Source organism: Micromonospora krabiensis (assembly GCF_900091425.1).
GTDB lineage: Bacteria > Actinomycetota > Actinomycetes > Mycobacteriales > Micromonosporaceae > Micromonospora > Micromonospora krabiensis.
The window spans coordinates 75252-101639 of the sequence record NZ_LT598496.1; the positions used below are offsets into that span (position 1 = coordinate 75252).

The window sequence follows — 26388 nt, forward strand, 5'->3', positions numbered from 1 at the left end:
GCCGAGTCTCCGCCACGGCCCGCCAGTACCAGGGATGCCCGCTGTTCGAGCGTGTTCGGTGGTGGCCGAATCAGCTCAGTCTTGTCGATATCTATTGACATCGCTTCCGGAACAACGTTGTCTTGTGATCGGCCGTGACCTGTGCGTGGTGGGATCTGGCCGCGGGCACGTCCCGCCCCGGGAGCATCGACCAGTGACCCGGCCGCCCACCCTCGGAGCGCACCACTGACAGCCGCCACCCCCCGTCCGCACTTCCGAAGGGCCGACCGCATGACCCGACGCGCCTCCAGCCGACGTTGGACATTCCTCGCCTTCGCCACCGCGGCCGTCCTGGTCGTGACCACAGCGCCGACCGCCGTGACCGCCGCGCCCCAACCCGACGCCGCCGACACCGGTTGGACGAAGGGAACACCGCCACTCTCCACACCGTGGACGGATGACGTCTCACCCGCCAACGCGCTGCCCGAATATCCCCGGCCGCAGCTGACCCGGTCCCGCTGGCAGAACCTCAACGGCGTGTGGGAGTTCGCCGGTGCGGCCGCCGGCGAGGCCCCGCCGGTCGGCCGGGAGCTGGCCGAGCGGGTGTTGGTGCCCTACCCCATCGAGTCGGCCCTCTCCGGCATCCAACGGCACGAGGACCGGATGTGGTACCGCCGGACCTTCACCGTGCCCGAGCGGTGGCAGGTCGGCCGGGGTCAGCGCCTGGTGTTGCACTTCGGCGCGGTCGACTACGACTCGAAGGTGTGGGTCAACGGCCACCAGGTGGCGACGCACCGGGGCGGCTACGACGGCTTCGACGCCGATGTCACCGACGCACTGCGGCCCGGCGGGCAGCAGGAGCTGATCGTCTGGGCCGAGGACCTGACCGACGCGACGTTCCAGCCAATCGGCAAACAGCGCCGGGTCGGCGACCGGGGCATCTTCTACCAGGGCAGTTCCGGCATCTGGCAGACGGTCTGGATGGAGCCCATATCGGCCACGGGTGCCATCGACTCACTGAACCTGACGCCCGACCTGGGTGACAAGTCCCTGCGGTTGCGCGCGAACCCCACCTCCGGGGCCGAGGGCCTCACCGTCGAGGCCGTGGCGTACGACGGACGCAAGGCCGTCGCCCGCGTCGCCGGTCCGGCGGGGACCGACCTGACGATACCCATCGTCAAGCCCAAGCTGTGGTCACCCGACTCGCCTTTCCTCTACGACCTCCGGGTACGCCTGTTCGACGGCCGCAAGCGCGTCGACGAGGTCGGCTCCTACTTCGGGATGCGCGAGATCGGCAAGGCGAAGGGCGCCGACGGCAAGCTTCGCATGACGTTGAACGGCAAGATCCTGTTCCACATGTCCACCCTCGACCAGGGCTTCTGGCCCGACGGGCTGAACACCGCACCGACGGACGAGGCGTTGCGCTTCGACCTAGAGCAGCACAAGGTGCTCGGCTTCAACACCGTCCGCAAGCACATCAAGGTTGAGCCCGGCCGCTGGTACTACTGGGCGGACCGGCTGGGGCTGATGGTGTGGCAGGACATGCCCGCGACGAAGCCCGGCCGCCCGACGGTCGAGTGGCAGCGGCAGTGGGAATCCGAGCTCGGCGAGATGATCCGGGAACACGCCGCGCATCCGTCGATCGTGGTGTGGGTGCCGTTCAACGAGGGCTGGGGTGAGTGGGACCGGGGAGCCACCGGCCGCATCGCCGACTCGGTTAAGCAGCAGGACCCGACCCGGCTCGTCAACGCGCACAGCGGAGTGAACTGCTGCGACTCTCTCGGTGACTCCGGACGCGGGGATATCATCGACCACCACCAGTACCTCGGTCCGGCGTCGCCACTGCCCACCGCCGACCGGGTGGCCGTCGATGGAGAGCACGGCGGAATGGGCCTCGAGGTTGACGGTCACATGTGGTTCGGCGAGGGCGGCGCGTACTGGATGGCGCCGGACTCCGAAACGCTGACCCGACGGTACGTGGAGAACCAACGCGACCTGCTGCGCATTGCGAACACCTGCGGGGTCTCGGCCGGCGTCTACACCCAGATCACCGACGTCGAGCACGAGGTCAACGGCTTCTTCACGTACGACCGCCGTGTCGAGAAGATGGACTTCGACCAGGTGCGCGCGGTGAACGAGGCGGTCATCCGCTCGGCCGACGGTACCGGCGCGAACGTTCCTCCGCCGCCGCCCGGCACGCCCGGCCTCACCGGAGTCGGCTACTGGCCGCTGGACGAGAATGCCGGCGATACGGCCAACGACGAGGCGGGCAACAATGACGGCCGGCTGGTCGCCGGGCCCACCTGGACGGCCGGCAAGACAGGTTCGGGCCTGCTGTTCAACGGCAGCAACCAGTACGTCGACACCGGCAGGACCATCCTCGACACCACCGCCAGCTACTCGGCCTCGGCCTGGGTGCGTCTCGACAGTGCGGCTGGCGCCTTCCAGACGGTGGTGAGCCAGGACGGCGCCTCGAACAGCGCCTTCTACCTGCAGTACTCCGGCGCTGACCGACGGTTCGCGATGAGCTTCGCCGGGGTACGGGCCCTCGCGCCGACGACCCCGGTCGCCGGGCAGTGGTACCACCTCGTCGGTGTCCGGGACGCGGCGACGGGCCAGCTGCGCCTCTATGTCGACGGGCAACTCGCCGGGCAGGCGAGCGCCTGCCTCGGCGACGGTTCCACCGGGCCCCTGGTCATCGGCCGCGGCAAGTTCGGCGGCAACCCCGTCGACTACTTCGATGGCACGATCGACCAGGTGCACGTCTACGACCGCGCTCTGAGCGCCGCCGACGTGACGGCGCTCTACGAGTCCGGAAAGTAGCACTGCGGATTTTCCGGGAGGGGGCGACGACGCCCCCTCCCGGCCCGTGCCGGCGAACGGGCGTTTATGGCCCCGCCGACAGGGACCGTTGATGATGGGTTCGCTGTGGCTACCGATGGCCCCGGCTGGTTCCCGGGCGCGTAGCGCCGGGTGGCCCTCGCCTGGCAGCGGGGATCATGCGCTGGCAGCGTAGAGCAAGTGGCGGACCTGTGGATCGTCCTCCCGATCGGCACGCCAAACGATGCGCAGGTGCCCCCGGGCGTTCCGTTCGCCGTCGAGGAGGTCACGCAACGCACGCCGGGGTACGTCTCGTGGCAGCAGCCGAGCTGGCTGTATCACTGCGGCGACGGTGCCGCGTTTTTCGGCCCGGCCGGATACGAGGGGCTACGCGCCCACCCTGATGCGTTGGAGATGATCCGGGGCGATCTGTACCGGCTCGGGTGGCCGGCAGATCAGGTCGGCGCGATGCTGCGGCGGGTCGATGCCGGCGGTGAGCCGACGGCGTACCTGTTCCGGTGCCTGCGCTGCGGCGTGCACCTGGCCTCCTGGGACATCGGATGACCGGCGACGGCAGACATCGGACGCAACGACGACGGTACGGACCGGGGAACCGCTGATCCATGATCCGATTCTCACGGCAATCGCCGTGGCATTGGCGACCCGGCGTCGCCGGCAGCCGTCAGCCGTCAGCGGCCGAGGGTTCCCGTCCTGGCGGCTTCGACGAACGTCGCCCACGCTGCCGGAGCGAAGGTCAGTACCGGGCTGGCGGGGTCCTTGCTGTCCCGTAGCCCGACCTTGCCGGCCAGGTCGTCGGCGACTTCCACGCAGTTCCCGGAGCCGTTGCTGCGGGTGCTCTTGCGCCAGTTCACGCGGGCCGTGTCAACCTCGTCCACCCGCGCCGTCCTCTCATAGTTCGTCGATCGCACGCTGGATCAGGGTGCGCGATTCACGAGCACTGGCTGCCGTGGCGACCAGGTGCTCGAAGACTCGGCTGTACTCCCTGACCTGTTGGCCTTCGAGATAGAGGCTACCCGCGCGGGTTTCGACGTAGACAACCCCTGGGTCAGCTGGCTCCGGGAAGGTCATCAGGCTGAACGCACTGCCCATCGAGCCGTATTCGCCTGCGTCGAAGGTCAGGATCTGGATGGTGTGACCAGGCTGCTCTGCCGCCTCCACCAGCCGCTGCAGTTGAGCCCTGAAGTTGTCTGCGCCACCGACCGGGCGACGTAGTGCGGCCTCGTCCAGAACCACCCAGAGCTTGGGCGGTACTGGGTTGGTTTGGCGGCGCATTCTCAACTCGACCCGGCGCTCCACCTCGTCAGTCAGTGCGTCCGGATGCTCGGCGCGGATGATGGCGCGGGCATAATCGGCGGTCTGCAGTAGGCCGGGGACCAGTTGCGGTTCGAAGGCGCGGATCTCTGACGCCTCCGCCTCCAGGCCGACGTACACCTCGAACCAGTCGGGGAGTACGTCGTCATACGCCTGCCACCAGCCGCGCTTGCGGGCGTCCCGTGCCACTTGGACGAGCGCGTCGACCTCCTCGCCCTCGACGCCGTAGAGCTCAAGGAGGCCGCGGGCGACCGGCGGCATCACCGAGACCTGAGCGTTCTCGATACGGCTGATCGCCGACTTCGAGATGCCGACTTCTTTGGCGGCCTGATCGGCGGTCATGCCGGTCTGCTCGCGGAGACGGCGCAGCGCGGCGGCCAAGCGCCGACGACGGACGGTGGGGCTCCCAGTCATGAGGGTCAGTGTTCCGGAACCGGACGAACATCGCAACGGCACACTCCCAAATCGGGAGTTGCGCAAAAGGCTAGGACCGCTGCACGATGAATGGGGCCCGGATCGATGAGATGCATGTCGATCCTCTCGGGCTGCTCAGCTGGCCCTGCTGGCGTACTGCGGATTGGCTGCGGTGGCGGGTGCCGGGGTGGGTCCGCCAGTGCGGGGTGGGCTGGTGGCCCACCCCTTCCACAGGTCAAACTCAACGGTTGAGAGGCAGGTGCTGTCATGCGCGCCTTGTTTCGGCGTGGTCGGCGGTCGGTTGTAGGGCCGACCTGCTATCGGTCGGCGGCCTATCATCCGCTTCGGCCGTGGCAGGTGCGCGAGCGACGGTTCGGGTCGACGCCGGTCGGGCGGCGTGGGCTCGACCCGCAGGAGGTGGGGGAGTTCCTCGACCGGGTTGCCGGTGACCTTGCCGCCGTTTACGACGCGTTGGCGCGCAGCCGGCGGGAGACCGAGCGGGTGAAGGACGCGCTGCGCCGCTGGCAGTCCGAGCAGGCACGCGTCCGCAACGAGCGGGGGTATGGCCGGTGACCGGCCGCTGGGTGATTCACCTGCCCGCCGCCGCGCATGACCTCCTCGCCGCGCAGCGCCTCGCCCGGGTGCTGGCTCACTGGGCGCACGTCCTACAGCAGATCGAACCCGGCGGGACCACGGTGTCGGCGGAGGACGACCAGAACGTACGCCACTGGGTTTTCTGCGACCGGCTCGTGTCCGACGGTCAGCGCTGCCTGCTCTGGCCCGACCACGACGGCGACTGCTCCCGCCGGCCGAGGCGGAGGTGAGCAGCAGCCGCACCGCTGCGTCTCGAACATGATCGCGCCGGCGCCGATCTTCAGCTGCGTCTCGGACAAGTACGTGCGGTAGTCGTCGAGGGCCGGCACGGACAGGTGTGGGCGGTGTCGCCCGTGGCATGTGCCGGCTGTAGGCGCCGAGCGTCCTGTCGTACGCGGCCGACGCGACCACCTGTCACGTCGGCCGCGTCCGTTCAGCGCAGTCACCGGGAGTGGTTGCGGTCGATGGACACAATCCAGTCATGGCGTGGGAGGAACTGGTCAGGCCGTCGGGCGCCCCGCGGGGTTTCGCGCATGTCGAACTGATCCCGCGCACGGACGCCCGCACGAATCTCCTGATCGCGGAGTACAACGCGATCCACGCCCTCGTCGCCCAGAAAGCGGCGGCATCGCACGCCCTGGTCGGCGCGTACATGACCGTGGTCGCGGTGCTCCTGGGGCTGGTCGTGGCGAACGGCGCCGACCCGCGGCTGCTCCTCGCGCTTCCCGTGCTGTCCGCGGTCTCCGGGGTGACCATCCTGCGGCGCCGGAGGGACCGGGAGGCGGCGAACAGGTACGTTCTCGAGGTTCTCAAACCGGCCGCCGCCGAGTGCGCCGGCGATGAGCGGATGTTCACGTGGGGGGAGCACTACGCGCGCCACAAGGCCGGCCGGTCGCTGCTCTACGAACTCGGGTTGCAACTGGTCTTCCCGTTGTCCGGGCTGGCCTGCCTGATCGTGACCTTCCCGCGCCTGGAATCGGTCACCGACTGGTCGATCTGGGTCGCCGGATCGGTCCTGCTCGTCGTGCTGCTTCTCGTGTACGTCGGTCAGAACCGGTCTCGCCTCGTCGCCCGGGTCGCCGTGGGGTTCCGCTCAGGGGCCCTCGACGTCGTCCTGAGGCGGCGGGCGCGCAGGGTGGGCAGCGGAGACGCCGAGCGGTAGGACCGCGGCCGACATCCGTCCGGTGTGTTGCCGGCGCCGCGCGCCTCCCGACCGATGGGCGGTGCTGACGGGCGAGACCTCCGGCGGGGTGTGAGGTGCTGACGCCCACACGAAACCGAAGCTCTCATGGCCCACCGTAACGCCCGGCTGAGCATCCACGGCCGGCGGCTGCTCATCACGCGTGTCGTTGACCAGGTCGTCTGGTGGCCCACGTCGTGAAGAAACTCGGGCCGCTTCCGCGCTACCGGGTACAAGTGGCTGCAGCGGTGGCGGGCCGAGGGGCGATACCGGTCTGACCGCCCGGGTCCGGCCGGGCTCACCGCCAGCTCCACAAGACATCCGCAGAGCTGGAGGCACGGGTCTGCCCGCTGCGCCAGGAACGCACACTCGGCCCTCGCCGGCTACGAACGCGACCGACCCGGAGATCCACGTCGAGCCGGGCGGCTACCTGTGCGTGGTGCCAGCCTCGTTCGTTGGCACGGCCCATCCCATCCTGTTCCTGCCATTCGCCGACGAGGACCGGGTGCTCCTGCTCGACGAGGACGAGAAGATCGTCGACCGGCGATGCTGGCCCAGCTTCGTCGGCGGCCCTGACCGTTGCGATGCAGCTTCTGCCAGATTCGGCAGGCCCCATCCACGCTGTGGTGCACAGCGTGGATGGGGCGGATGCGATCAGTCGAGGACTGCCGTCACGCGAACAGGTAGATCCCCTGCGTGCCGTCGCGCTGGCTGCGCTGCGCCTCTCGGTCACTGGTGAAGACCACGGTTCCGTTGTCCACCGCCGGCCAGGTGCCGTTGCCCCGCGTGCTCACCTGGACCGCCGGCGTCCAGCCCGTTGCGGTCAGGCGGGACGTGAAGACCTTCCAGCGCCAGTCGGCGGAGCGGGAGTCGTACCAGACCGCGCGGACGGAGCCGTCCGGGTCGACGCCCAGCCGGGGACGCTGGCTCATGGCGTTCGCGTCGAGGCCGACCGCTTCGGCGGCCGACCACGTCGTGCCGTCGGTCGACCGGCTCGCCCGCAGTGAGAGGTTGGCCCCGGAGGCCGAGAGTGCCTTGGTTTCCCAGATGACAACCAGGGTGCCGTCACGGCCCACCGCGACGCTCGGGTGACGGTCGGCCGCATTGTCGTTGGCGCTGACCCGCACCGGCGTACCCCAGCCTTGCGACCGGCTGCTCCGGACCGCCGCCACGATCTCCCAGTTGTCGGGGTTGGTTCCACCGCTGGCGGCCTGGCCGGGTGGCGGGGTGTGGCCGGTCCAGCCCGCGTCCGGATCGAACCGGTTGTCCTGCCAGGTGACGACGATGCCGCCGTGCTCGGTGACCGCCACCGACGGGAACAGCGAGGCCGGGTGGATCGGCGAGCGGGCGTCGTCCGGCGTACCGGGAACGATGACCTTGCCGACGGCGGAGATGTTGACCGGGGTCGGGTCGACCCCGACGACCTGAACGTGGACGTCGAACGCGCCACTGCCGTTCTGCGCCCAGGCCACCACGGGGTGCCGGCCGTCGAGCAGGGTGAGCGCGGGCTGCTCGGCACGGCCCTGGCCGTTGCTGAGCTTCACCGCGGACTCGAAGCTCTTACCGCCGTCGCGGCTGTGGCGCAGGTAGATCTCCGGCCGGTGGGGCTGCTCGTGGCCACGGGAGTCCTGCCACACCACCCAGACGTCCTCGCCGGAGGCCGCGACCCGGGGTGCCCGCGCCGTGCCGGAATCGCCGGAGAGAACGATGTCCTTGCCGGCGTGCTTGTTGCCGTGCCCGTCCAGCCGGCGGTACACCACCGTCGTACGGTGGTCCCGGTGGGCCTGGGCGACCACGTGGGTGACCTGGCCGGCCACCGCGACGTCGGCGAAGCCGGTGAACTCGCCCTGCTCACCCAGCACCAGCTCGGCCCGGTCGTCACCGTTGGCAGGCTGCGGCAGTGCGATCTCGGGCGCCGGCTCGGCTCCCCGCTTGACCGATACGAACACCGGCGACGTGGCACCGCGCAACTGGTCGGGCAGGTTCGGGTCGACGTCGCGGCCGGAGACCTCCCCCGGCCCGCGCACCTCCACCCGGTACCAGCTGTGATCCCCGGTCAGCGTGAGCGGCAGCAGGTACGTCTGGTCATCCTTGGTGGGTACGAAGGTCGCGAGGGGACCGGCCGAGCGACCCGGTGCGGCGTAGACGAGTACCCGCATGCCGACGGCGGACCTGGCCCGAACCCGAAGCGCGGCGTGCTTCGACAGCTTGCGGTCGGCGACGATCACCTCGTCGCCGCCGATGGCCTCGAACCGGCCGTCGCCGTTGACGTCAGCCTCGATGGTGACGAAGGGTCCGTCCGGACTCAGCGACACCGTTGTCCGGCCCGCCTTCAACGCGTCGAGGATCGCTCGCACGGAGCGTTCCGCGGCAAAGACCCAGGTGGTCGGTCGGCCGGGGGCGTTGGTCGGCCGCAGCTCCTTGAAGTGGCTGTCGCTCGCCGCTACCGCACCGAAGCGGAACCCGTGGTTCCAGCGGTTCTCGGCGTACTCGATCTCGACTTCCGGGTTGCTGCTGACGTTCCAGACCTCGACGGTGTCGATCCCCTGTGCGCTCGCGTTCTCGTTCGGACCACCGGCCGGGGTGTACTCGCCGTCGTCCGGGTGGGCGACCGACCAGACCGCGTCCTGGGCATGCGCGTCCCAGATCGACTGCTGCACATGACGGAACGGCGCCGAGCCGGGCGGGTTGGCACCGTCCACCACGGTGTCCACCGCGCCCAGCACGATGGCATGTGGTGATCCGTTCGCCTCCTCGCCGTTGAGCAGAATCAGCCGGTCGGACTTCCAGAGCGGATCCCAGTGCTGGTCGAAGGTGCGGTGGTCGGTCAGCGGCATGAAGGCCAGGCCCACCGACTCCGCGTAGCTGATTTGGTCACTGACCGGCAGGTTCCCCGGATCACGCTGACTCGACAGTTGGCGCGGGGCGCTCCCGTCCGACGAGTGGTCGTCGTGGACGTGGGTGTCACCCGGCAGCCACGTGCCCTTCGGCTCGTCGTGCGCACCGGGCTTACGCTCCTCGCCGGTGTCCGCCCATGCCGTAGCCCCAGGCAACAGTCCGGCAGCGGCGACCGCGCCGCTCACGGCGATGAACTGTCTGCGGTCTAGTTCCATCTGGTCCCCATTTCACGCGAACCCATCGACCTGCCGCCGGCGGACCTACCGCTACGCGACGACCCGACCGGTTCGATCAAGGTCATGCCCGGGAGACGCTAGCCAGCCGAAGCGATCGACCTGGTGAATCGGATGTGAATCCGGCATGGCCACGGCGGTAGCTACCTGGCAGTACGGCGCAGGCGTTGATCAACCGACGGATACCGCCCGAGCGGGCGAGCATCGGCACGAACAGGCGTCGTGTACGGCGGCGCGGCGGTTCTGGCGCCAGGGTTCTGCCGCCGTGGCCTGGCCGATGTCAGCTCAGCGCAGCCGTCTCTGCCGCGCAGCACTGAGCGTTCGCGCAGGTCAGCGCAGAGCCGGGCCGCCAACTCCCGCTCGGCGCGCGCCTCGGCTTGCCGGACGAGGCGGGTCAGCGGCTCACCGCGTACGGCCGGGACCAGGTGGGCACTCGGCCAGCCGGTCCGAGGCCATCAACTCGTCCACGATCGCCAGGCCCTGCGTGGACCCGGAGCCATGGCCCACGGCGACGGCCCGGTTGAGCTCGGCCACCGGCGAGGTTGAGCAGGGTTGCATCAGGCGTGGCCTGTGGTCGATACCCGTCCGTGTCGTCGGACCGCGCAGTGGCGGATGCTGGGCGACGCGTGCGGACCAGCGGCTGCGCGCAGATACGCCGCATCCGGCCACCGGGGATGCGTGGTGGCCGGATGCGGGTGGTGGTCAGGGTTTGAGCACGACCTTCTCGCAGTTGTCCTGCTTGTTCTTGAAGATCTCGAAGCCGCGCTCTGCCTGGTCGAGCGGCAGGGTGTGGGTGATGACCCGGGTCGGGTCGATCTCCCCGCGTTCGATGCGCTGCAGCAGCGGGTTCATGTAGCGCTGCACGTGGCACTGGCCGGTACGCAGGGTCAGCGCCCGGTTCATCCACGCCCCGGCCGGGAACTTGTCGAGAAAGCCGCCGTACACGCCGATCACCGACACGATGCCGCCGCTGCGGCAGGACAGGATCGCCTGCCGCAGCGCGTGCGGGCGCTCGGTTTCCGAGCGGACTGCCTGCTTGACCCGGTCGTAGGCGTGCAGGTGCGCCGCACCGTGGGTGGCCTCCATGCCGACCGCGTCGATGCACTTGTCCGGTCCCCGGCCACCGGTCAGTTCCAGCAGTCGGGACCGCACATCCACCTCCTCGAAGTTCACCGGTGTGTGGCCCGCCCGTTCGGCCATCTGCAGCCGGTACGGCTCTTTGTCGATGGCGATGACCTTCGCGGCGCCGAGCACCCGGGCGCTGTCCATCGCGAACTGCCCGACCGGGCCGGCGCCCCACACCGCCACCACGTCGGTGGGCTGGATGTCGCACATCTCCGCGCCCATGTAGCCGGTGGGCAGGATGTCGGAGAGGAACAGCACCTGCTCATCGGTGAGGTCGGACTCGATCTTCAGGGGGCCGACATCGGCGAACGGCACCCTCGCGTACTGCGCCTGACCGCCGGCGAAGCCGCCGGTCAGATGCGAGTAGCCGAAGATTCCGGCGACCGGGTGGCCGAACATCTTCTCCGCGATCCCGGCGTTGGGGTTGGAGTTCTCGCAGCAGGAGTACAGCTCGGCGGCGCAGGCGCCGCACGCGCCGCAGGCGATCGGGAACGGCACGACGACCCGGTCACCGACGCGCAGCCGACCTGGGTCGACGCCCCGGCCGACCTCCACCACCTCGCCCATGAACTCGTGGCCCATGACGTCGCCGTTCTGCATCGTGGGCACATACCCGTCGAGTAGGTGCAGGTCCGAGCCGCAGATCGCGGTGGAGGTGATCCGTACGATGGCATCGCGATCGTTGAGGATCTTCGGGTCCGGTACGTCACGGACCTTGACCTTGTTGCGGCCCGCCCAGGTGTTCGCCCTCACGCCTCCGCTCCCTTCGCGAACTCGGAATCCGACAGCGGATGCGCCGGATGCTGCGGGAACTCCTTGCGGGCCCGCTTGCCCCATGGGGCGCCCTCGGACCGGACCACCTGCCCGGTCTCCATCACCTGCTTGAGTCGGCGCAGATCGTCGTCGAGCTGCTGGTGCGGTTCCTCACCGAAATACTTGGCGACCGCCTTGCCGACCGCACCGCCCGGGACGTCGTACGACATGACGACGTGCACCTCGGTGCTGACGCCATCCGGGCCAGGCATGAACCGGACCATGCCGGCGTTCGGCACGTCGGCGGTCCCGGTAGACCGCCACGCGATCTTCTCCCCGGGCGTCTCGTCGATGATTTCCGCGTCCCACTCGACGTTCTTGCCGAAGGGCGCGCTGGCGGACCAGTGGCTCGTACGGTCGCCGGTGGCACGGACCTCCTGAAGGTGGGCCATGAACGTGGGGAGGTTGTCCAGCGCACGCCAGAACGCGTAGACCGTCGCTGGGGGTTTGCGGATGGTTGTGGTGGCTGTCAGCTCCATGGTTCCTCCTCCGCGTAAACCCCGTACCGCCGGCGCTGAACCGATCCTCTTCGCGCGGGTGGCCTGCACGGCCGTCAGCAGGTCCACCACGGTGATCCCGACGATGGCGCCAGTGACACCGACGAGGCGACGCCGGCGGCGTCCGCCACGGTGAGCGATGGCCACTCCGAGAGAGGCCAGGTCCATCGCGTCGCCCAGGACCCGGGTCCACGCCCAGATGCTCTTTCGCCGGCTCGTCAGGAGCCCGGCCGCATGGACCAACTCCCGCGCCCCGACAAGCGGCACCACCGCCCTGGAGGTCGGGGAGTCGTCCACCCCACTGATCCGGCGCACCGTGTCCGGTGCCGCCAGCTGTGCCACGCCCAGACCGAGACTCATCCAGCCGAGCCCGCGCCCCCGCCACTGCACCTCGTCCTGCCTGGCCTGCGCGGCCTTCCGGGTTGCCAGTTGAGTCACGGGTAGCCTCCGTATCCGGTCGCACCCGGCCGAGCCATTCCGGTTCATGACGGTCCGGGACGCGACCCGTACAGGTGCGCATACCCTTCGGAAACCGCCTCAATCCGCGCATCGGCCGCGGAATGGAGAAGATCCCTGTCCCGCTGCTCAGCAAGAGCGGTGGGGTTTCTGCCGTGGGGGGTTGGGATGCCGACGCTGTGGGGCTCAGGCCCGGCCTGATCCTCCGGACCCGCAGCCCCCACCGCGTCAGGCCGTCGCCATCCGGCGGACCTTCTCGCCCTGGGCAAACTCCTCGACCATCTTGGCGCAGAAGGCCGGAAGGTCACTGGGGCTGCGGCTGGTCACCAGGCCGTTGTCGACCTGTACCTGTTGGTCCACCCAGGTCCCGCCCGCGTTGCGGATGTCGGTGCGCAGACTGGGGAACGAGGTGACGGTCCGGCCGCTGACCATGCCGGTCTCGACCAACGACCAGGGGCCGTGGCAGATCGCCGCCACCGGCTTCTGCTGCTGAAAGAACGCCCGGACGAAGTCCATCGCCTGTGGGTTCATCCGGAGCCGGTCGGGGTTGACCGTCCCGCCCGGCAGCAGCAGGGCGTCGTAGTCGGCCGCATTGGCCTCGTTCACGGTGCGGTCCACCCGATAGCGGTTGGCCGGGTTGATGTCCTGGTTCATCGACTGGATCTCGCCGGAGTTCAATGAGATCAGATGGACCTCGGCGCCCGCCTGCTCCGCAGCGGCTCGGGACTGGGTGTACTCCACGTCCTCCACCCCGGAGGCGGCGAGGCAAGCGACTCGCTTGCCGGAAAGTGGCTGCTGGCTCTGCGCCATTGTGGCGGCCTCTCCTTCGCGGCGCCGCCCCGTCGGCGGCGCATCGTTCGCTCGCGGTCGCCTTCCCGGTGTTAGAACCGGGAAACAGTCACCGAACGCCGCTCAAGGGTGGACGGATCGATCAGGCAGGGTCTGCGCGGAGGAAGGTCGCCCTACGAGACTGGTTCCTGTGGCAGCGGGTAACGCACTCAACCACTGGCGCCGAGGCCCCGGAAAGGCCGACATGACCCTCCCTGCCGCCTCAATCGAACTGCCGTCCGGCCAGAGCATGCCCGCGCTCGGCCAGGGCACGTGGTACCTGGGCGAGCGCCCCGCGAGGCGACGAGATGAGATAGCCGCCCTGCACGCTGGCCTGGACCGGGGTATGACCTTGATCGACACTGCGGAGATGTACGGCGACGGCGCCTCCGAGGAACTCGTCGGCGAGGCGATCCTCGGACGACGCCCCGACGTCTTCCTGGTCGACAAGGTGCTGCCGTCCAACGCCAGCCGACGGGGTACCGTGCAGGCCTGCCGCCGCAGCCTGCAACGACTCGGCGTCGACCACATCGACCTCTATCTGCTGCACTGGCGTGGCTCGAATCCACTCGCGGAGACGATCGAGGCGTTCGCCGAACTCGTCGATGCCGGTGACATCGGGCAGTGGGGGGTGAGTAACTTCGATCTTTCCGACATGACGGAGCTACTCGAGGCGGGCGGCAGCGCCTGCGCGACCAACCAGATCCTGTACAACCTCACCCGCCGCGGTCCCGAGTACGACCTGCTGCCGTGGCTACGCGAGCACCGAATCCCGGTGATGGCGTACTCGCCGATCGAGCAGGGCCGGCTGCTCGGCCACCCCCAGGTCGCGGAGACCGCCGCCCGGCACGGGGTCACGCCCGCTCAGGTCGCGCTGGCCTGGCTGTTGCGGCAGGAGGGGGTTGCGGCCATCCCTCGGTCGTCCAATGCCGAACACACCCGGGAGAACGCGGAAGCACGCGACCTGCAACTGAGCGAGCAGGATATGGCAGCACTCGACAGGGCGTTCCCGCCGCCGGCGGGCCCGCAACCGCTGGAGATGTTGTAGCGTCACCGACCGTTCGGCGGTGGGCGCAACAGGTCCAGGCCGCCGCCATTCGCGTGGAAGGTGATTAGGCTCAGCACGGTTTCTGCGCTGCGGTGATCGGCGCGCCGTCAGCTCCAGCAGCCGCTAGTGGACACCGCACTAGGTGCCAACCCGGCGCGTCTGGAGTCGATCCGCCCTCGGCCCGGTCAACTGCCAGAACTCCTGCGGCAGTTGGTCGACAGCGTCCCCGTACTCCTTCGCTCTGACCGACTCACGAAGGGTGTCCAGCACGGCCCGTGCTCCGTCGGTGGCCACCTGGCGATCCACCCCGGCTCGTGACTGCACACGTTCGAGGAATTCGGCCAGTCCGAATCGTTCCGGATCTTCGGTGGGTCTGGCCACCAGCCCTCGTAGTTCCTGAGGGAGTTGGGAGGCGAGGTCCCTCGCCTGGCCGCCAGTGATCCGTTCTGCCAATGTCTCGAGCGTGGCGCGGGTGATGGGTTCCGCCTGCCCCGGCGGAACGTTCGGTCGTGCTGCCACGGACTGGATGAACTCGGTGTAGCTCACCTCGGACCCCTTTCGAACGGATTACGGCGGGTACCCGCGCCCGCCGGGGTGAAACGGCGGTTCGCCGCCCGCGGCCGGGTCGTGGCGCAGAGCGATCCCGACGAGGGCTCCGAGTCGATCGACGGGGGACGACCCGTCCCTGAGCCGCTCCTTCAGCAGGTCAGGGGTGGCAGGCTAGGTCGTGGCACAACATCAGCAAGTCGCCCGCAGCAACGCGCCGATCAGCGGGTTGAAGGCGGGAGCCGCCGCGTCGTCTCCGAGCCGGTCGGCTGACCGTCAGCTCCCGGATGTCGGGGGCCGACGCGCCATCCGGCGGGTGAGAGGCACCTGGTACAGACCGGCGCTGGTGACGGCGTAGAACACCGGCAGCACGACGAAGATCGCCAGGCCGGCGAGCGGTGCGACCAGGTACCCGATCAGCCCGGCGGCGACGTAGAGGATGACCCCGACCAGTGCCCGCACCCGCTCGGCGGGGAAGTGTCGTTCACTCACCTCTTCCCTGAGTAGGTCTTTGCGCCGGGCCAGATAGTGGAAGAACGCCAGCCAGCTCGCGCAGAGCAGCGCGCCGATCAGCGCGTAGAAGGCGACGGCCACGCGTTGGTCTTGCTGGTCGTGCTTCTGAAGCGCGTCCGAGACGACGGCGGTCGGGAACGGCAGCAGCGCGGTGGTGAACAGGACGAAGAGGTTTACCCAGTGCAGCCCTCGATCGCTCTCCTTGATGCGATTGAATGCGCTCTTGTGGTTCAGCCAGACGATGGCCACGTAGGCGTAGGAGGCGAGATAGGCGACGTAGCCCGGCCACTGCTCCAGCAGCCCCGACAGTAGGCGACCGGGCGGTACGTCCGGCACCCGGAGATCCAGCACGAGCAGCGTGATGATGATGGCGAAGACGGCGTCGCTGAACGCTATGGCACGGCTGGTGTCCGACCGGATGCCAAGGTCGTCGGTTGGCCTGTTCACGGCCGGTGGCTACCCACTGGCACCCGCGATAACCGGTTCCCCCAACCGAACCGATAGCGCGAATCGTCAGATGGGGGCCGTCGGATTACAAGAATTTGACTGCCGTCAAGGAGGTGTCGGACGCGAGGACCGAGCGACCGACGGACACTTTGGTGCGCATGACGACGGCGAACATTTGCGGGTCCGACCTGCAGATGTACGACGGGCGCACGGATCTGTAGCCGGGTAGGGCGCTCGCGCCCGTACCTCGGTGGGGTCAAGGCCGGTGACGTGGTCGCGGTGTGGGGTGCCGGCGGGGTGGGCCAGATGGCGCACGCGCAGCCGTCCTGCTCGGCGCGGAGCGGGTGGTCATCATCGATCGTCTCGTCAATCGGCTGCAGATGGCGGAGAAGTACCTGGGCACCGACCGGGTCAAAGACGCACTGTGAGCGCACGTTCTGCCGCAGTTCGAGCCCGGTGGGACGGAAAGTCCTCATAGGCGAGGGACCGGATGGTGATGGCCCGCCGTGTCGCCGTCGGGCGACGCATCGCTGCGGTACGTCAATGCCGCTCTCTCTCCCCCCCGCGCATCCGTCCGTGCTGGAGCGGATCAATCGTCGATTGAGGCCGGCGGCCAACCCGACGAGCCCGTACCGCATCACCAGCACGGCCCCGCCATGCCGACCGGTGGGCACATCAACCGCAGGCCTCCGTGGCCTCGGGCCGCGACGCACTGCGTTGACCTGGCAGCACACCGTAGTTAGCGTTAACAACCACCGTCCATTTCAGAGGGAGCTCCACCACCGGTCGAGGAGGATCAATTGAGACTGCGACAGCGAAGGCCCCGTCCCAGGCTGAGTCGGAAGGGCAGAGGTGTCGCAGTTCTGGCACTGGGTGCGCTTCTCTCGGCCTCCTTCGCGACGACACCCGCGCATGCTGCCGAGGAGCAGCTCACCGAGGGTCTGGTGCACCATTTCGCCCTCGATGAGACCAGTGGAACGACGCTGGTCAACTCGGGTAGCGCGGGCTCGGCGGCGAACGCCATGCTCGTGAATCCGGAGAAGGCGACCTTGACCGGCGAGGGGGTCAGGTTCAATCCCGACTCTTACGAGGGTGCCCTCGACGGCGCGTACGTGAGACTGCCGAACGACATCACCGCCGGCATGTCCAACCTGACGGTCGACTACGACGTGTGGATCGACCCGGCGAACGTCGGTGAGCACCAGATGTGGGGCTTCGGTCGCAAGTCCGGCTCGTGTGACGTCGACACGGGCGCCCAGGGCGCCATCTTCGCGTCGAACACCCAGCGGTTCCGGGTCGCGGTGGGTTCGGTGAACCTGCAACAGAACCGGGTCCGCATGCCCGAGGGGGCGTGGACGCACGTCACCTACACCCAGTCGTTGAACGCGAACGGGACGAGCTGGACCGGCCGGGTCTACCTCGACGGCGTGCTGCACGCGACGTCGGCGAATCTGACCACACCGCCGTCGGTGAACGCGGCGGGGACCAACTGCAACTTCCTCGGCCGATCGCAGACGTCGGGCCACTACTCGTTCCGCGGCACGCTCCGGGACTTCCGGGTCTACGACCGGGCCGTGAGCGTCGACGAGACGCTCGCCCTGGCGCAGCGGACCGTCTCCGACGGCGTTCGTGCCGACGCCGCCGCCATCGACCTCGGCCTGACCAGTGCGGTGGTCCGTGACATCACCCTGCCCAAGGTGGGCTCCGCGGCGGGCTCGTCCATCACGTGGACGAGTTCGGATCCGTCGGTCGTCGAGGTCTACACCCCGCCGGCCCTGCCCAGCGCACGCAAGGTCGCGGTGACCGGCCGGATCACCCGGCCCGCGCAGGGGGAGCCCGATGCGACCGCCACGCTGACGGCGACCGTGCGCAAGGGCGCCCAGGAGGTCACCACCCGGGAGATCCCTGTCGTGGTGAAGGCCGAGTTCGACGACGCGCAGGCCGTCGACCGGGACAGCTTCGACCTGACCCTGTACGCCACCGACGACGTACGCGGAAACCTGAACCTTCCGGCCCGCGGTGAGTTCGGGTCCACGATCACCTGGCGGTCGACCACCGACCTCGTCACCCCGACGGGAGAGGTGACCCGCCCGGCTTTCGGCCATGCGGATGTCACCGCCACCCTGACGGCGACCATCACCAAGGGATCAGCCTCGCAGACGAAGTCGTTCCCGGTGACCGTCACCGCCCTGCCTCGGTCCGAGGAGTACGAGCGGTACTTCATGGGGTACTTCAAGGGTGAGGGAATCGCCGACGGCGAGCAGATCATGTTCGCCACGTCCAACGGGAACACCGCGCTGGACTGGACCGGCCTGACCGGGGGCCGGCCGTCGCTCATCTCCCAGCTGGGCGACCAGGGCCTTCGTGACCCGCACATCGTCCGCTCGCCCGACGGCGACACCTTCTACATGATCGCCACCGACCTGAACTGGTACGACCAGGGCGGTTACGCCATCAACGACACCCAGTACATCGAGGTGTTCGAGTCGCACGACCTGGTGCACTGGACCCCGCAGCGGCATGTGAAGGTCGCGCCCGACAACGCGGGCAACGCCTTCGCGCCCGAGTCGTTGTGGGTCGAGGAGATCGGCGCCTACGTCGTGTTCTGGGCGCAGTCGCTGTGGAACGACCCGGTGAACCGCACCGGTCAGGGCAACGCGCAGATGTGGTACGCCACGACGCGTGACTTCCAGACGTTCTCCGCTCCGAAGGTCTGGCAGAACCCGGCTCCGCTGTCGCGGATCGACACGACCGCGATCCGGGTCGGCGACCACTACTACCGGGTGACCAAGAACGAGGCCGGCAACCAGGGCTCGGACATCTTCTCCGAGAAGCACACCGACTTCCTGGACAGCAACATCAACAACTGGACGTTGGTCGCGCCGGCTCTGGGGCGCACGACGTGGGTCGCCAACCAGGGGTACGAGGGCCCGGTCATCTTCAAGGCCAACCCCGGCGACACCTCCTGCCCCGGCCAGTTCTACCTCTGGGGTGACCGGTACACCAACGGTGGCGGATACCAGGCCGCGTGCCACGAGAACATCGAGGCTCCGACCTGGAACGCCAAGGCGATCACGATGACCAACGCGGGTGTCGTCCGTCCGCGCCACGGCACGGTGATCCCGCTGACCGTCCGCGAGTGGAACGACATCCGCGGGATCCCGAACAGCGACGTCACGACCACCACCGAGGTGGCTGTCGAGCCGTACGCGAGCGGGGCCCAGACGACCACCGCCACCGCCACGGTCACGGCGGCCGACGGGTTCGAGACCGGCGGTCAGGTGCGGTTCAGCGTCGGCTCGTGGTCGACGCTCGCCCACCTGAGCGACGGCGCGGCCACGGTCACGCTGCCGGCGGGTCTGCCTGCGGGCACCCGGACGGTGACGGCCGAGTACCTCGGGTTCGACTACCTGAAGGCGTCGGACGCGACGGCGTCGTTCGAGGTGCCCTCCGGGCCGGCGGCCGTCAAGGTCCACGCGAAGGCCGCGCCGGCGTCGGTGGTCCGCGGGGACACGTTCCGACTGAACGTGACGGTGGGACCGGCTGGTAAGCCGAAGCACAACGCTCCGACCCCGACCGGCGAGGTCACCGTCACCTTCGGCGGCACCGTGCAGGTGGTGGCACTTGCCGACGGTAAGGCCGTCGTCGACCTGCCGACCGCCGACCTGCAGCCCGGGAAGTACCGGGTCCACGTCGCCTACTCGGGGAACCCGACCTACCGGCCGCACGCCGCCAACTACCAGACGTTGACGGTGCGCAAGCGAGCATAGGCGCCCTGAGCGCTCGGCCACGCGAGGGAGCGGGCGAGATCCGGTGATCTCGCCCGCTCCTGACGTACGGCCGCCCAGACCGGAACTACGGAGTGAGCATGCCCTTCTCGACGGCCAGGTTGTAGTTCTCTCCGAACACGTTGAGCTCGTGGACGCCGACCTTGACGTTCTCGTTCGTACCCAGGACCTTCAGCCGCACGGCGTTGGTCAGCACCCGGTCGAAGGTGACGTAGTCGGCCGTGTACGCGGTGGTGTTCGTGCTCCTGTCGACCAGGGGCCGCCACGTGTTGGTGGGGATGTCCTTGTACTCCAGCGTGTACCGCACCGCGTTGTCCTTGGTGAACGTGCGCCCGAGTTCCTTCCACTGGATCTGCGCGGCGGAGATGTGGAAGACGGTCCCGAAGCCCCTGATGTACGTGGGCGCGGTGTCGCCGTCAGCCGGCTCCCACCACGTGGACAGCAACCGGTCGCTGCCGTAGTACGGGTTGCGCCCGGGGGCGTAGCTGCTCGCCCAGTACGCCTGGCTGTTGGTGGCCACGTTGTAGAGCCCGACGTCGTCGCGGCCGGAGATCTTCCTCCCCGGGGCCAGCTGCGGCGTGTTGGACAACTCGCAGTCGATCGCTCCCCGCTTCGGGCCGGCGGGGACGACGGTGCAGACGTCCATGCCCAGTCGCCGCTCGAAGAACTCCTCGTACGCGATGACGTAGGTGTAGAAGAACACCAGGTTGCCGGACTTGTCGAGAACGAAACTGCCGTGTCCGGCGTTCGGATAGACCGCACTCGGGTGGTTGTTGCCGTAGCCGATGGGGTTCTGCTGGGTGACCTTGAAGCCGGAGAGCGGTTTGTTCGACGTCATCACGCCGGTCGCGTAGGTGGTGAACTCCGTGCCACCGGACGCGACCGAGAGGTAGTACGTGTCCCTCACCTTGAACAGCTGCGAACCCTCCACGTACCCATGCGTGTAGGTCGCCTTGTTGTCACCGATGTGCTGCCACTCCTGGCGCGGGTCGAAGGTCCAGAGCACGACCGGGTCGCTGATGAGCTGCCGAGGATTGTTCGGGTCGAGTTCGGCGCCCATGATCGGTGAGCCGATGTTGTACGTCAGGTACAGCCGGCCGTCCGTGTCCAGGAAGAACTGCACGTCGCCGACGCTCAGGGTCTGGCCGGTCGGGCGCAGGAAACTCCCCATGCTGGTCCACGGCCCGGTGGGCGAGTCCGATCGATAGACCGGCGTGTTGTTGCCGGCCATGTAGAACGCCTCGCCGATCTGCACGACCGTCGGTGCGACCAGGCCCAGGTTCATCTCATGCGGCGTCCAGGTCAGGTAGTCGGTGGTGGACCAGACGGTGCGGTTGTTGTTCGGTGCGTTCTGCATCGCGCCCGACGCGTAGAGATAGATGGTCCCGTCGACGTTCAGCGCGGACCAGTCCGCCCCGGTCCGGGCGGAGTTCTCCGAGATCCTGCTGAAACCGACGGTGGACCGGCTCGCGAGCGTCCGCCCGGACGCTGCCGTCCACGTCGGCAGGTTCAAGCTGGCCGGGATCTGCGAGGTGTTGGCGACATTCGCGTCCGTGGGCGGCATCGTCCCGACGATGTTGCGCACCGCCATCCCGGGCAGGTTGATCGGGTTAACATAGGTCTGCGTCATATCGACACCGGTCAGTGGCACCTTGGCGGTGGGGGTCTGCGGCCCGACACCCGGCGCTCCCGGGGGCGCGGCCCTCTCCGCCGAGGCCGCCACGATCGGTGTCAGTTGGCCCACTCCCACTCCTGCCAAGAGCGCAAGGCCGATAGCCGCTATACCTCGACGTCGTTGGCCGGCGTTCCTCTCGACAACCATCAGCTCCTACCTTCCGTCTGGGAAGCGTTAGCGCTAACAGCGGGCGGAAGTGTGCGAATTCCGGGGCATCCGGCCTGGCGTGGTTGATTGCTGGGTGAGGTGTCCGTCGAGGGTGACCAGGAAGGAGGGGATAACTTGTCCCTCGGCCGGTTGGACTCCAGCGCGCACGTCCCCCGGCTCGGTCTCGTCCAGCGGGGGTCAGCGACCGAACGACTGTTAGCGCTAACAATGTTGCGGTGATGTTAACGTCACTGTCTGGAGCGTGTCAAGAGCGTCAATGCCTCGTGACTCGTCGGGGACGTCTTCGGCTACGGTGAGAGCGCCAGCTCACCCCGAATGGCCACCATGGATGCCCGGCCCGCGTCGCCCTGCGAGGCTCAGGAGCTCCGCAGCGGCCGGAACGCGGCCCGCATCTCGGTCGCGAACAGGTCGGGCTCCTCCCACGCGGCGAAGTGGCCACCCCTGTCGACCTCGTTGAAGTACGCGAGGTCGGGGTAGACCAGCTCGACCCAGCTGCGCGGGGCAGCCCAGAGCTCGCCGGGGAACGTCGTGAAGCCGACCGGCACCGACACCGGCGGAGGCATCTGGCCGGACGCGGCGGCAGCTGCCCGGAACCGTTGAAACTCCCAGTACCACCGGGCGGCCGAGGCGCCGGTGCCCGTCAGCCAGTACAGCATGATGTTGTCGAGGATGCTGTCGCGGGTGAGGCCGCCGACGGGCTCGCCGTCGACGAACGCGCGGGAGATCTTGTAGTAGCTGTCCGTGTCGTGGTCGAGCATCCAGGCCGCCAGCCCGACGGGTGAATCCAGCAGGGAGTAGCCGATCGTCTGCGGCCGGGTGGACTGCTCCAGGAAGTAGCCGAAGCCGTCCGTGGTGAACGTGTTGAGCGCATCCAGCGCCGCGCGTTCCTGCGCGGACTCCGCCGGCAGTTGGTCCTTGAAGGCGATCGCCCCGGACAGCAGGTTGAGGTGGATGCCGAGCAGCCCCTGCGGTCCTTGGCGGCCCATCGCATCCGTGACGTTGGCTCCCACGTCGCCGCCCTGGGCGACGTAGCGCTGGTAGCCGAGGCGGTCCATCAGTTGCGCCCACGCCCGTGCGATGCGTCCGGACTCCCAACCGAGCTCGGCCGGCTCACTGGAGAAGCCGTAGCCGGGCAGCGACGGCAGGACGAGGTGGAAGGCGTCCTCGGCCCGTCCGCCGTGCGCCGTAGGGTCGGTGAGCGGGCCGATGACCCCGAGCAACTCGGCGACCGAGCCTGGCCACCCATGCGTCATGATCAGCGGCAGGGCGTTCTCGTGCGGCGACCGCACGTGGATGAAGTGGATCCCGACGCCGTCGATGTGGGTCGTGTACTGCGGCAGGGCGTTCATCGTCGCCTCGAACGCGCGCCAGTCGTAGTCAGTCGTCCAGTAGCGGGCCAGTTCCTGGACCGTCGCCAACTGCACGCCCTGCGAGCGGTCGGTGACCAGCTCTCGGCTGGGCCAGCGCGTGGCCGCGATCCGACGACGCGTGTCGGCGATCGCTTCCTCCGGCGTGTCGAGCCGGAAGGGTCGGATCTCCTTGCCGTTGGACATGGTCACCACCTGCCGGATCGGGTCGACCGGCGCCGAGACGCCGGCGAGGCTGGCACGCGCCCAGTCTCGCACCGGCCCGACGACCGGCGGACCGGAATGCGATTTCGTGAGTGGCTTCGCCCCGGACCAGCTCACCGCCCTCAATGCCAGGGCGCCGGAGGGCGGTCCAAGAATGGAGAGACGGGCCATCGCGTCCGGTCTGACTGAGTTTCTTCGAACGCCCATTTGGTGGCCGCGTATCGGGCCGACGCGTTGTTCGATGCTCGTCACCGACCCCCTCCAGGCGTGGATGCGAGCCCGGAGCTTCCGTGTGTTGACCCCTTCCGACGCTGGGGTGTGCGATTATCGCACCATGGCTGATGGCGGGGACTGGTCCCTCGTCGGTGAGCAGGTACGACAAGCCCGCCTGTCGTTGGGGATCTCGCAGCAGGATCTCGCGGCGATGGTGGGGCTGGACCGCACCATGCTGGCCAAGGTTGAGGCTGGCAGTCGCCGGTTGGATGGGTTGGAGCTGGCTCGGCTTTCCAGGGCACTGAAGGTGTCGATGGAGTACCTGATTGAGCCGCCGCCAGCAGTGTTGTCTCGGCGGGCGGCGCCGCTGACCGAGCAAACCGACACTGAGGCAGCCCGGTCATCGGAGCGCCTCGAAATCGCCATGGTTGAGTGGTTGCGCAACGTCCAGCAGTTGCTGGAGCTTGGCGTATTGCGTGCCCGTCCGCTGCTTCGCTACCCGTACCCGGTGGCATCCGAAGATGATGCGCGTCAGGCAGCCCGGTGGTTGCGGCAGCGGTTCGGGCTTGGTGATGAGCCGATCGGCAGCATCATGGACGTCTGTGAGCGCGCAGGTCAGTGGGTTCTGGTCACCGACCTGCCAGGCGACGGCGCATCGCTCATCGAGGGGGACATCGCCGTTGCTGTCGTGAGCACTACTGGCGATCCTGGCCGCCGTCGGGCTACCGCTGCACATGAGTTGGGACATCTCATCATTGGTGATGAGTATTCCGCCGACCTCGGCGTAAGTGCTTCCCGTGCAGAACGGGAGGCGGTGATTGATGCCTTCGCCGCGGAACTGCTGCTGCCCGTGCAAGCGGTTGCTGGAGCCGGAGCCGGCGGGACGGTGAGCCGAGACCAGATCGTGAGCTTCGCGGCTCGATACCGTACCTCTTGGTTGCTGGCGTTGCGGCAGGCTGAGCAGGCAGGGACCATCGATTCGGAGACGCGTAGGGCCTGGAGCCAGGTTCGGCCGACCCATGTGGAGTTTATGGAGGCGTTGGGTTGGGCACCGCAGCCCGACCTTGCGTCGGTACGGGTATCGCCCGCCTACGCAACGGCCGTGATGGAAGCGTTGCGGAACAGGCGAATCACCCGTGCCAGGGCGCTGGAGTTGATGCATGGCCACATCGCCGAGGCGGATCTATCGCAGGACGACGACGTGGAGATCGCGCCGTGAGTCGTTCGGCGCACGCCACCTCCGTCCTTGTGCTCGACACGATGGTTCTCAGCCACTTCACGCTCGCCGACCGGCTCGACGTTCTGCAGGATCAGCTCTCGCCGCCGCCCGCACCAAGCGGTCGCAGATAACGGTCGTTCCCTCAAGGCAGGGGAAGCCACAGGCCGACACATCAGACGAACCTTGACCCAGGTTCGTGAGGTGGCGGATCGGGCGGACCGTGACCAGCTGGTGTAGGCCCGGCCATCCTGGAACTGGAGCGCCCCGCCGGAGGCGCTCCACGCCTCCTCAGTGTCGGGCCGGACCCTTGTCCTAACGGGGGAGCCCGGTCTCGACCTTATGATCAAGGTTCATGGGCTGGTTGGTTGACCAAGGGATTGACGTCACGGTCGGGTCATCCCGGCTTCCCAGTCTGGCGGCATGAATTCTCGTCTTACCCGAAGCCTCGCCTCGGCGGGGCGGCTCGGCGGCATCGCGGCCGCCGTTCTGGCCACGGTCGTCGCGACCAGCCTGCTGCCGAACGCCGTGCGGACCGAGCCGGGGGCCGGCAGCGGAAAGCCGTCGCCCGGCGGTGCCGTTCGGATGAACGAAATCCAGTTCATCGGCGCGCACAACGCGTACCACCGGGAACTGCAGGGTGCCGAACTCGCGGCGATGATGAAGGTGGACCCGACGTACCCGGAGTGGGGGTTCTACTCCCATGCGGCGATCCCCGACCTGCTCGGCCGGCAGCACGTCCGTGGCCTCGAACTGGACCTGCTGCCTGACCCGCAGGGCGGGCTCTACCAGTACCCGCTGCTGCGCAAGGCGGCCGGGCTTGGCCCGATCGACGACCCGGAGATGGCCCAGCCGGGCATGAAGGTGATGCACGTCGCCGACGTCGACTTCAACACCACCTGCAACACCCTGGTCGCCTGCCTGAAGCAGGTGCGTCAGTGGTCGCAGGACAACCCGAAGCACGAGCCGATTCTGATCCAGCTCGAGCTGAAGCAGACCGAGGACGTCGTGGAGCGGGCCGGCGGCGCGGTCAGCCCGCCGTGGAGCGAGGATCTGCTCGGTGACATCGACGCCGAGATCCGGTCGGTCTTCTCCGAGACGGCCCTGATCACCGCCGACGACCTGCGCAAGCCGGGCCGTACCCTGGAGGAGTCGGTCCTGCGGTACGGCTGGCCGACCCTGGACGACGCCCGCGGCAAGGTGATGTTCTTCTTCGACAACGGCGGCCCCGGCGCGATCCGCGACATGTACCTCAAGGGACACCCCAACCTGGAGGGCCGGGCGGTCTTCACTCGGGGCAACCCGGGCAGCCCGGACGCCGCGATCACCATGGTGAACGACCCGCGCGGCGCCAACCAGGCTCAGATTCAGGACCTGGTCGAGCGCGGATACCTGGTCCGCACCCGATCCGACGAGCCGTTGGGCACGGTCAAGAACCAGGATTTCGCGCAACTCGAGGCCGCGCTGAGCAGCGGTGCCCAGCTGGTCACCACCGACTTCCCCTCGGTCGGTATGGCCGCCCGCTGGGACAGCGACTACGTCGCCGAGCTGCCCGGCGGAGCCACGGTGCGGTGCAACCCGGTCTCTGCCCCGAAGAACTGCCGAGACGACAAGCTCCTGCGGTAAGCCGTTTCGCACCGGGCGTGTGGCACGGCCGATCGCGGCTCGCCACAAGCCCGGTGTCTGGGGCGATCCGACGCACGAGCCCGGTGTCACCGCTGCGCGTTGAGGTGGCGCTACTGCTAGTGGTGCTTCGTATCCCGCACCGGGCCCGGCGAGCGGCAACCTCGGGGCGATCAGCCTCGTTGACGGCGTGGTGGTCCCACGCCGTCGGGAGAAACAGCCGCCAGTCCAGGGGGCACGACGCGGTGTCGGTGACCGCGTGGACGCTCACCCGATTTGGCAGTTCGCCACCTTGCCCAACGTGCCGGAGTACGGCCTGGCCACACCCGGCGAACTCTCGCCGTCCTTCGGAAAGCCGGTGTCGTCGACCACCCACGCCACCGGCTCGAGTTAGCAGCTCGCCGACACCGC

At 68.5% G+C, this 26388-nt stretch carries 19 protein-coding genes and 2 pseudogenes; 10 read left to right on the forward strand and 11 right to left on the reverse strand.

The window, feature by feature from the left end; all coding sequences use genetic code 11:
* The first annotated feature begins 270 nt into the window (after window positions 1-270).
* Together GA0070620_RS00335 and GA0070620_RS00340 are read left to right on the forward strand one after the other, a co-directional pair.
* Window positions 271-2802 carry a LamG-like jellyroll fold domain-containing protein gene (locus tag GA0070620_RS00335; RefSeq protein ID WP_091587340.1) on the forward strand — a complete coding sequence of 844 codons (2532 nt, stop codon included), beginning with the start codon at window positions 271-273 and terminating at the stop codon, window positions 2800-2802.
* 198 nt (window positions 2803-3000) lie between these two features.
* Window positions 3001-3363, forward strand: coding sequence for a CbrC family protein (locus tag GA0070620_RS00340; protein ID WP_157741471.1), 363 nt, complete (start codon window positions 3001-3003; stop codon window positions 3361-3363).
* A 125-nt stretch (window positions 3364-3488) separates the two neighbouring features.
* Here GA0070620_RS00340 and GA0070620_RS00345 read toward each other — a convergent pair whose 3' ends face one another.
* The gene (locus tag GA0070620_RS00345) at window positions 3489-3695 is read right to left on the reverse strand and encodes a DUF397 domain-containing protein (protein WP_091587344.1); all 207 of its coding nucleotides are present in this window, start codon (window positions 3693-3695) and stop codon (window positions 3489-3491) included.
* 13 nt (window positions 3696-3708) lie between these two features.
* A complete protein-coding gene (locus tag GA0070620_RS00350; protein WP_091587346.1) occupies window positions 3709-4545 on the reverse strand; it encodes a helix-turn-helix domain-containing protein in 837 nt (278 codons plus the stop codon).
* A 267-nt stretch (window positions 4546-4812) separates the two neighbouring features.
* On the opposite strand from GA0070620_RS00350, the gene GA0070620_RS00355 reads away from it, so the two are divergent.
* The 4 genes and pseudogenes from GA0070620_RS00355 to GA0070620_RS33340 all read left to right on the forward strand — a co-directional run.
* Entirely contained in the window at window positions 4813-5118 is a 306-nt protein-coding gene (locus tag GA0070620_RS00355) for a DivIVA domain-containing protein (RefSeq protein ID WP_091587348.1), read from the forward strand.
* Entirely contained in the window at window positions 5115-5369 is a 255-nt protein-coding gene (locus GA0070620_RS00360; RefSeq protein WP_091587351.1) for a hypothetical protein, read from the forward strand. Before GA0070620_RS00355 ends, GA0070620_RS00360 begins: the two co-directional genes overlap by 4 nt.
* 221 nt (window positions 5370-5590) lie before the next feature.
* Window positions 5591-6301: a hypothetical protein gene (locus tag GA0070620_RS00365; protein ID WP_157741472.1), complete on the forward strand. Its 711-nt coding sequence runs from the start codon at window positions 5591-5593 to the stop codon at window positions 6299-6301.
* A gap of 126 nt (window positions 6302-6427) precedes the next feature.
* Window positions 6428-6705: pseudogene (locus GA0070620_RS33340) on the forward strand (leucine zipper domain-containing protein); the annotation flags it as partial.
* 285 nt (window positions 6706-6990) lie between these two features.
* On the opposite strand, the gene GA0070620_RS00370 reads toward GA0070620_RS33340, so the two are convergent.
* From GA0070620_RS00370 to GA0070620_RS00390, 4 genes are all read right to left on the reverse strand, one after another.
* The gene (locus GA0070620_RS00370) at window positions 6991-9432 is read right to left on the reverse strand and encodes a CehA/McbA family metallohydrolase (RefSeq protein WP_157741474.1); all 2442 of its coding nucleotides are present in this window, start codon (window positions 9430-9432) and stop codon (window positions 6991-6993) included.
* Between the two features lie 720 nt (window positions 9433-10152).
* Window positions 10153-11328 (reverse strand): zinc-dependent alcohol dehydrogenase, encoded by a 1176-nt coding sequence (locus tag GA0070620_RS00380; protein WP_091587359.1) that lies wholly within the window; start codon window positions 11326-11328, stop codon window positions 10153-10155.
* Entirely contained in the window at window positions 11325-12323 is a 999-nt protein-coding gene (locus GA0070620_RS33345; protein ID WP_231922061.1) for an SRPBCC family protein, read from the reverse strand. The genes GA0070620_RS00380 and GA0070620_RS33345 overlap by 4 nt, the downstream gene beginning before the upstream one ends.
* 246 nt (window positions 12324-12569) lie before the next feature.
* On the reverse strand, window positions 12570-13151 hold the full coding sequence (locus tag GA0070620_RS00390) for a type 1 glutamine amidotransferase domain-containing protein (protein WP_091587363.1): 582 nt from the start codon (window positions 13149-13151) through the stop codon (window positions 12570-12572).
* A gap of 223 nt (window positions 13152-13374) precedes the next feature.
* Here GA0070620_RS00390 and GA0070620_RS00395 point away from each other — a divergent pair, with 223 nt between their 5' ends.
* A complete protein-coding gene (locus tag GA0070620_RS00395; protein ID WP_091587366.1) occupies window positions 13375-14217 on the forward strand; it encodes an aldo/keto reductase in 843 nt (280 codons plus the stop codon).
* Between the two features lie 138 nt (window positions 14218-14355).
* Here the strand turns inward: GA0070620_RS00395 and GA0070620_RS00400 are convergent, their stop codons facing one another.
* Both GA0070620_RS00400 and GA0070620_RS00405 read right to left on the reverse strand, forming a co-directional pair.
* Window positions 14356-14763, reverse strand: coding sequence for a DUF2267 domain-containing protein (locus GA0070620_RS00400; RefSeq protein WP_091587368.1), 408 nt, complete (start codon window positions 14761-14763; stop codon window positions 14356-14358).
* A 276-nt stretch (window positions 14764-15039) separates the two neighbouring features.
* Window positions 15040-15723, reverse strand: coding sequence for a TMEM175 family protein (locus tag GA0070620_RS00405; RefSeq protein ID WP_197677510.1), 684 nt, complete (start codon window positions 15721-15723; stop codon window positions 15040-15042).
* Between the two features lie 944 nt (window positions 15724-16667).
* On the opposite strand from GA0070620_RS00405, the gene GA0070620_RS00410 reads away from it, so the two are divergent.
* Window positions 16668-19493 carry an immunoglobulin-like domain-containing protein gene (locus GA0070620_RS00410; protein WP_157741475.1) on the forward strand — a complete coding sequence of 942 codons (2826 nt, stop codon included), beginning with the start codon at window positions 16668-16670 and terminating at the stop codon, window positions 19491-19493.
* Window positions 19494-19578: 85 nt separating this feature from the next.
* Here the strand turns inward: GA0070620_RS00410 and GA0070620_RS00415 are convergent, their stop codons facing one another.
* Window positions 19579-21141, reverse strand: coding sequence for a family 43 glycosylhydrolase (locus GA0070620_RS00415; protein WP_157741476.1), 1563 nt, complete (start codon window positions 21139-21141; stop codon window positions 19579-19581).
* A 569-nt stretch (window positions 21142-21710) separates the two neighbouring features.
* Window positions 21711-22907 carry an epoxide hydrolase family protein gene (locus GA0070620_RS00420; RefSeq protein WP_091597716.1) on the reverse strand — a complete coding sequence of 399 codons (1197 nt, stop codon included), beginning with the start codon at window positions 22905-22907 and terminating at the stop codon, window positions 21711-21713.
* A gap of 352 nt (window positions 22908-23259) precedes the next feature.
* Here GA0070620_RS00420 and GA0070620_RS00425 point away from each other — a divergent pair, with 352 nt between their 5' ends.
* Window positions 23260-24357 (forward strand): helix-turn-helix domain-containing protein, encoded by a 1098-nt coding sequence (locus tag GA0070620_RS00425; protein ID WP_091597719.1) that lies wholly within the window; start codon window positions 23260-23262, stop codon window positions 24355-24357.
* Window positions 24358-24777: 420 nt separating this feature from the next.
* Window positions 24778-25980, forward strand: a complete 1203-nt coding sequence (locus GA0070620_RS00430; RefSeq protein WP_091587375.1) for a phosphatidylinositol-specific phospholipase C1-like protein — start codon at window positions 24778-24780, stop codon at window positions 25978-25980.
* Between the two features lie 169 nt (window positions 25981-26149).
* Here the strand turns inward: GA0070620_RS00430 and GA0070620_RS33350 are convergent.
* Window positions 26150-26361: pseudogene (locus tag GA0070620_RS33350) on the reverse strand (transposase); the annotation flags it as partial.
* Window positions 26362-26388 lie beyond the last annotated feature (27 nt).

Excerpts from the sequence above, each read along its gene's own strand:
- GA0070620_RS00420 (WP_091597716.1), bottom strand. The coding sequence starts at position 22,907 with ATGTCCAACGGCAAGGAGATCCGACCCTTCCGGCTCGACACGCCGGAG.
- GA0070620_RS00355 (WP_091587348.1), top strand. The coding sequence starts at position 4,813 with ATGCGCGCCTTGTTTCGGCGTGGTCGGCGGTCGGTTGTAGGGCCGACC.
- GA0070620_RS00425 (WP_091597719.1), top strand. The coding sequence starts at position 23,260 with ATGGCTGATGGCGGGGACTGGTCCCTCGTCGGTGAGCAGGTACGACAA.
- GA0070620_RS00335 (WP_091587340.1), top strand. The coding sequence starts at position 271 with ATGACCCGACGCGCCTCCAGCCGACGTTGGACATTCCTCGCCTTCGCC.
- GA0070620_RS00395 (WP_091587366.1), top strand. The coding sequence starts at position 13,375 with ATGACCCTCCCTGCCGCCTCAATCGAACTGCCGTCCGGCCAGAGCATG.
- GA0070620_RS00415 (WP_157741476.1), bottom strand. The coding sequence starts at position 21,141 with ATGACGCAGACCTATGTTAACCCGATCAACCTGCCCGGGATGGCGGTG.
- GA0070620_RS00350 (WP_091587346.1), bottom strand. The coding sequence starts at position 4,545 with ATGACTGGGAGCCCCACCGTCCGTCGTCGGCGCTTGGCCGCCGCGCTG.
- GA0070620_RS00390 (WP_091587363.1), bottom strand. The coding sequence starts at position 13,151 with ATGGCGCAGAGCCAGCAGCCACTTTCCGGCAAGCGAGTCGCTTGCCTC.
- GA0070620_RS00370 (WP_157741474.1), bottom strand. The coding sequence starts at position 9,432 with ATGGAACTAGACCGCAGACAGTTCATCGCCGTGAGCGGCGCGGTCGCC.
- GA0070620_RS00430 (WP_091587375.1), top strand. The coding sequence starts at position 24,778 with ATGAATTCTCGTCTTACCCGAAGCCTCGCCTCGGCGGGGCGGCTCGGC.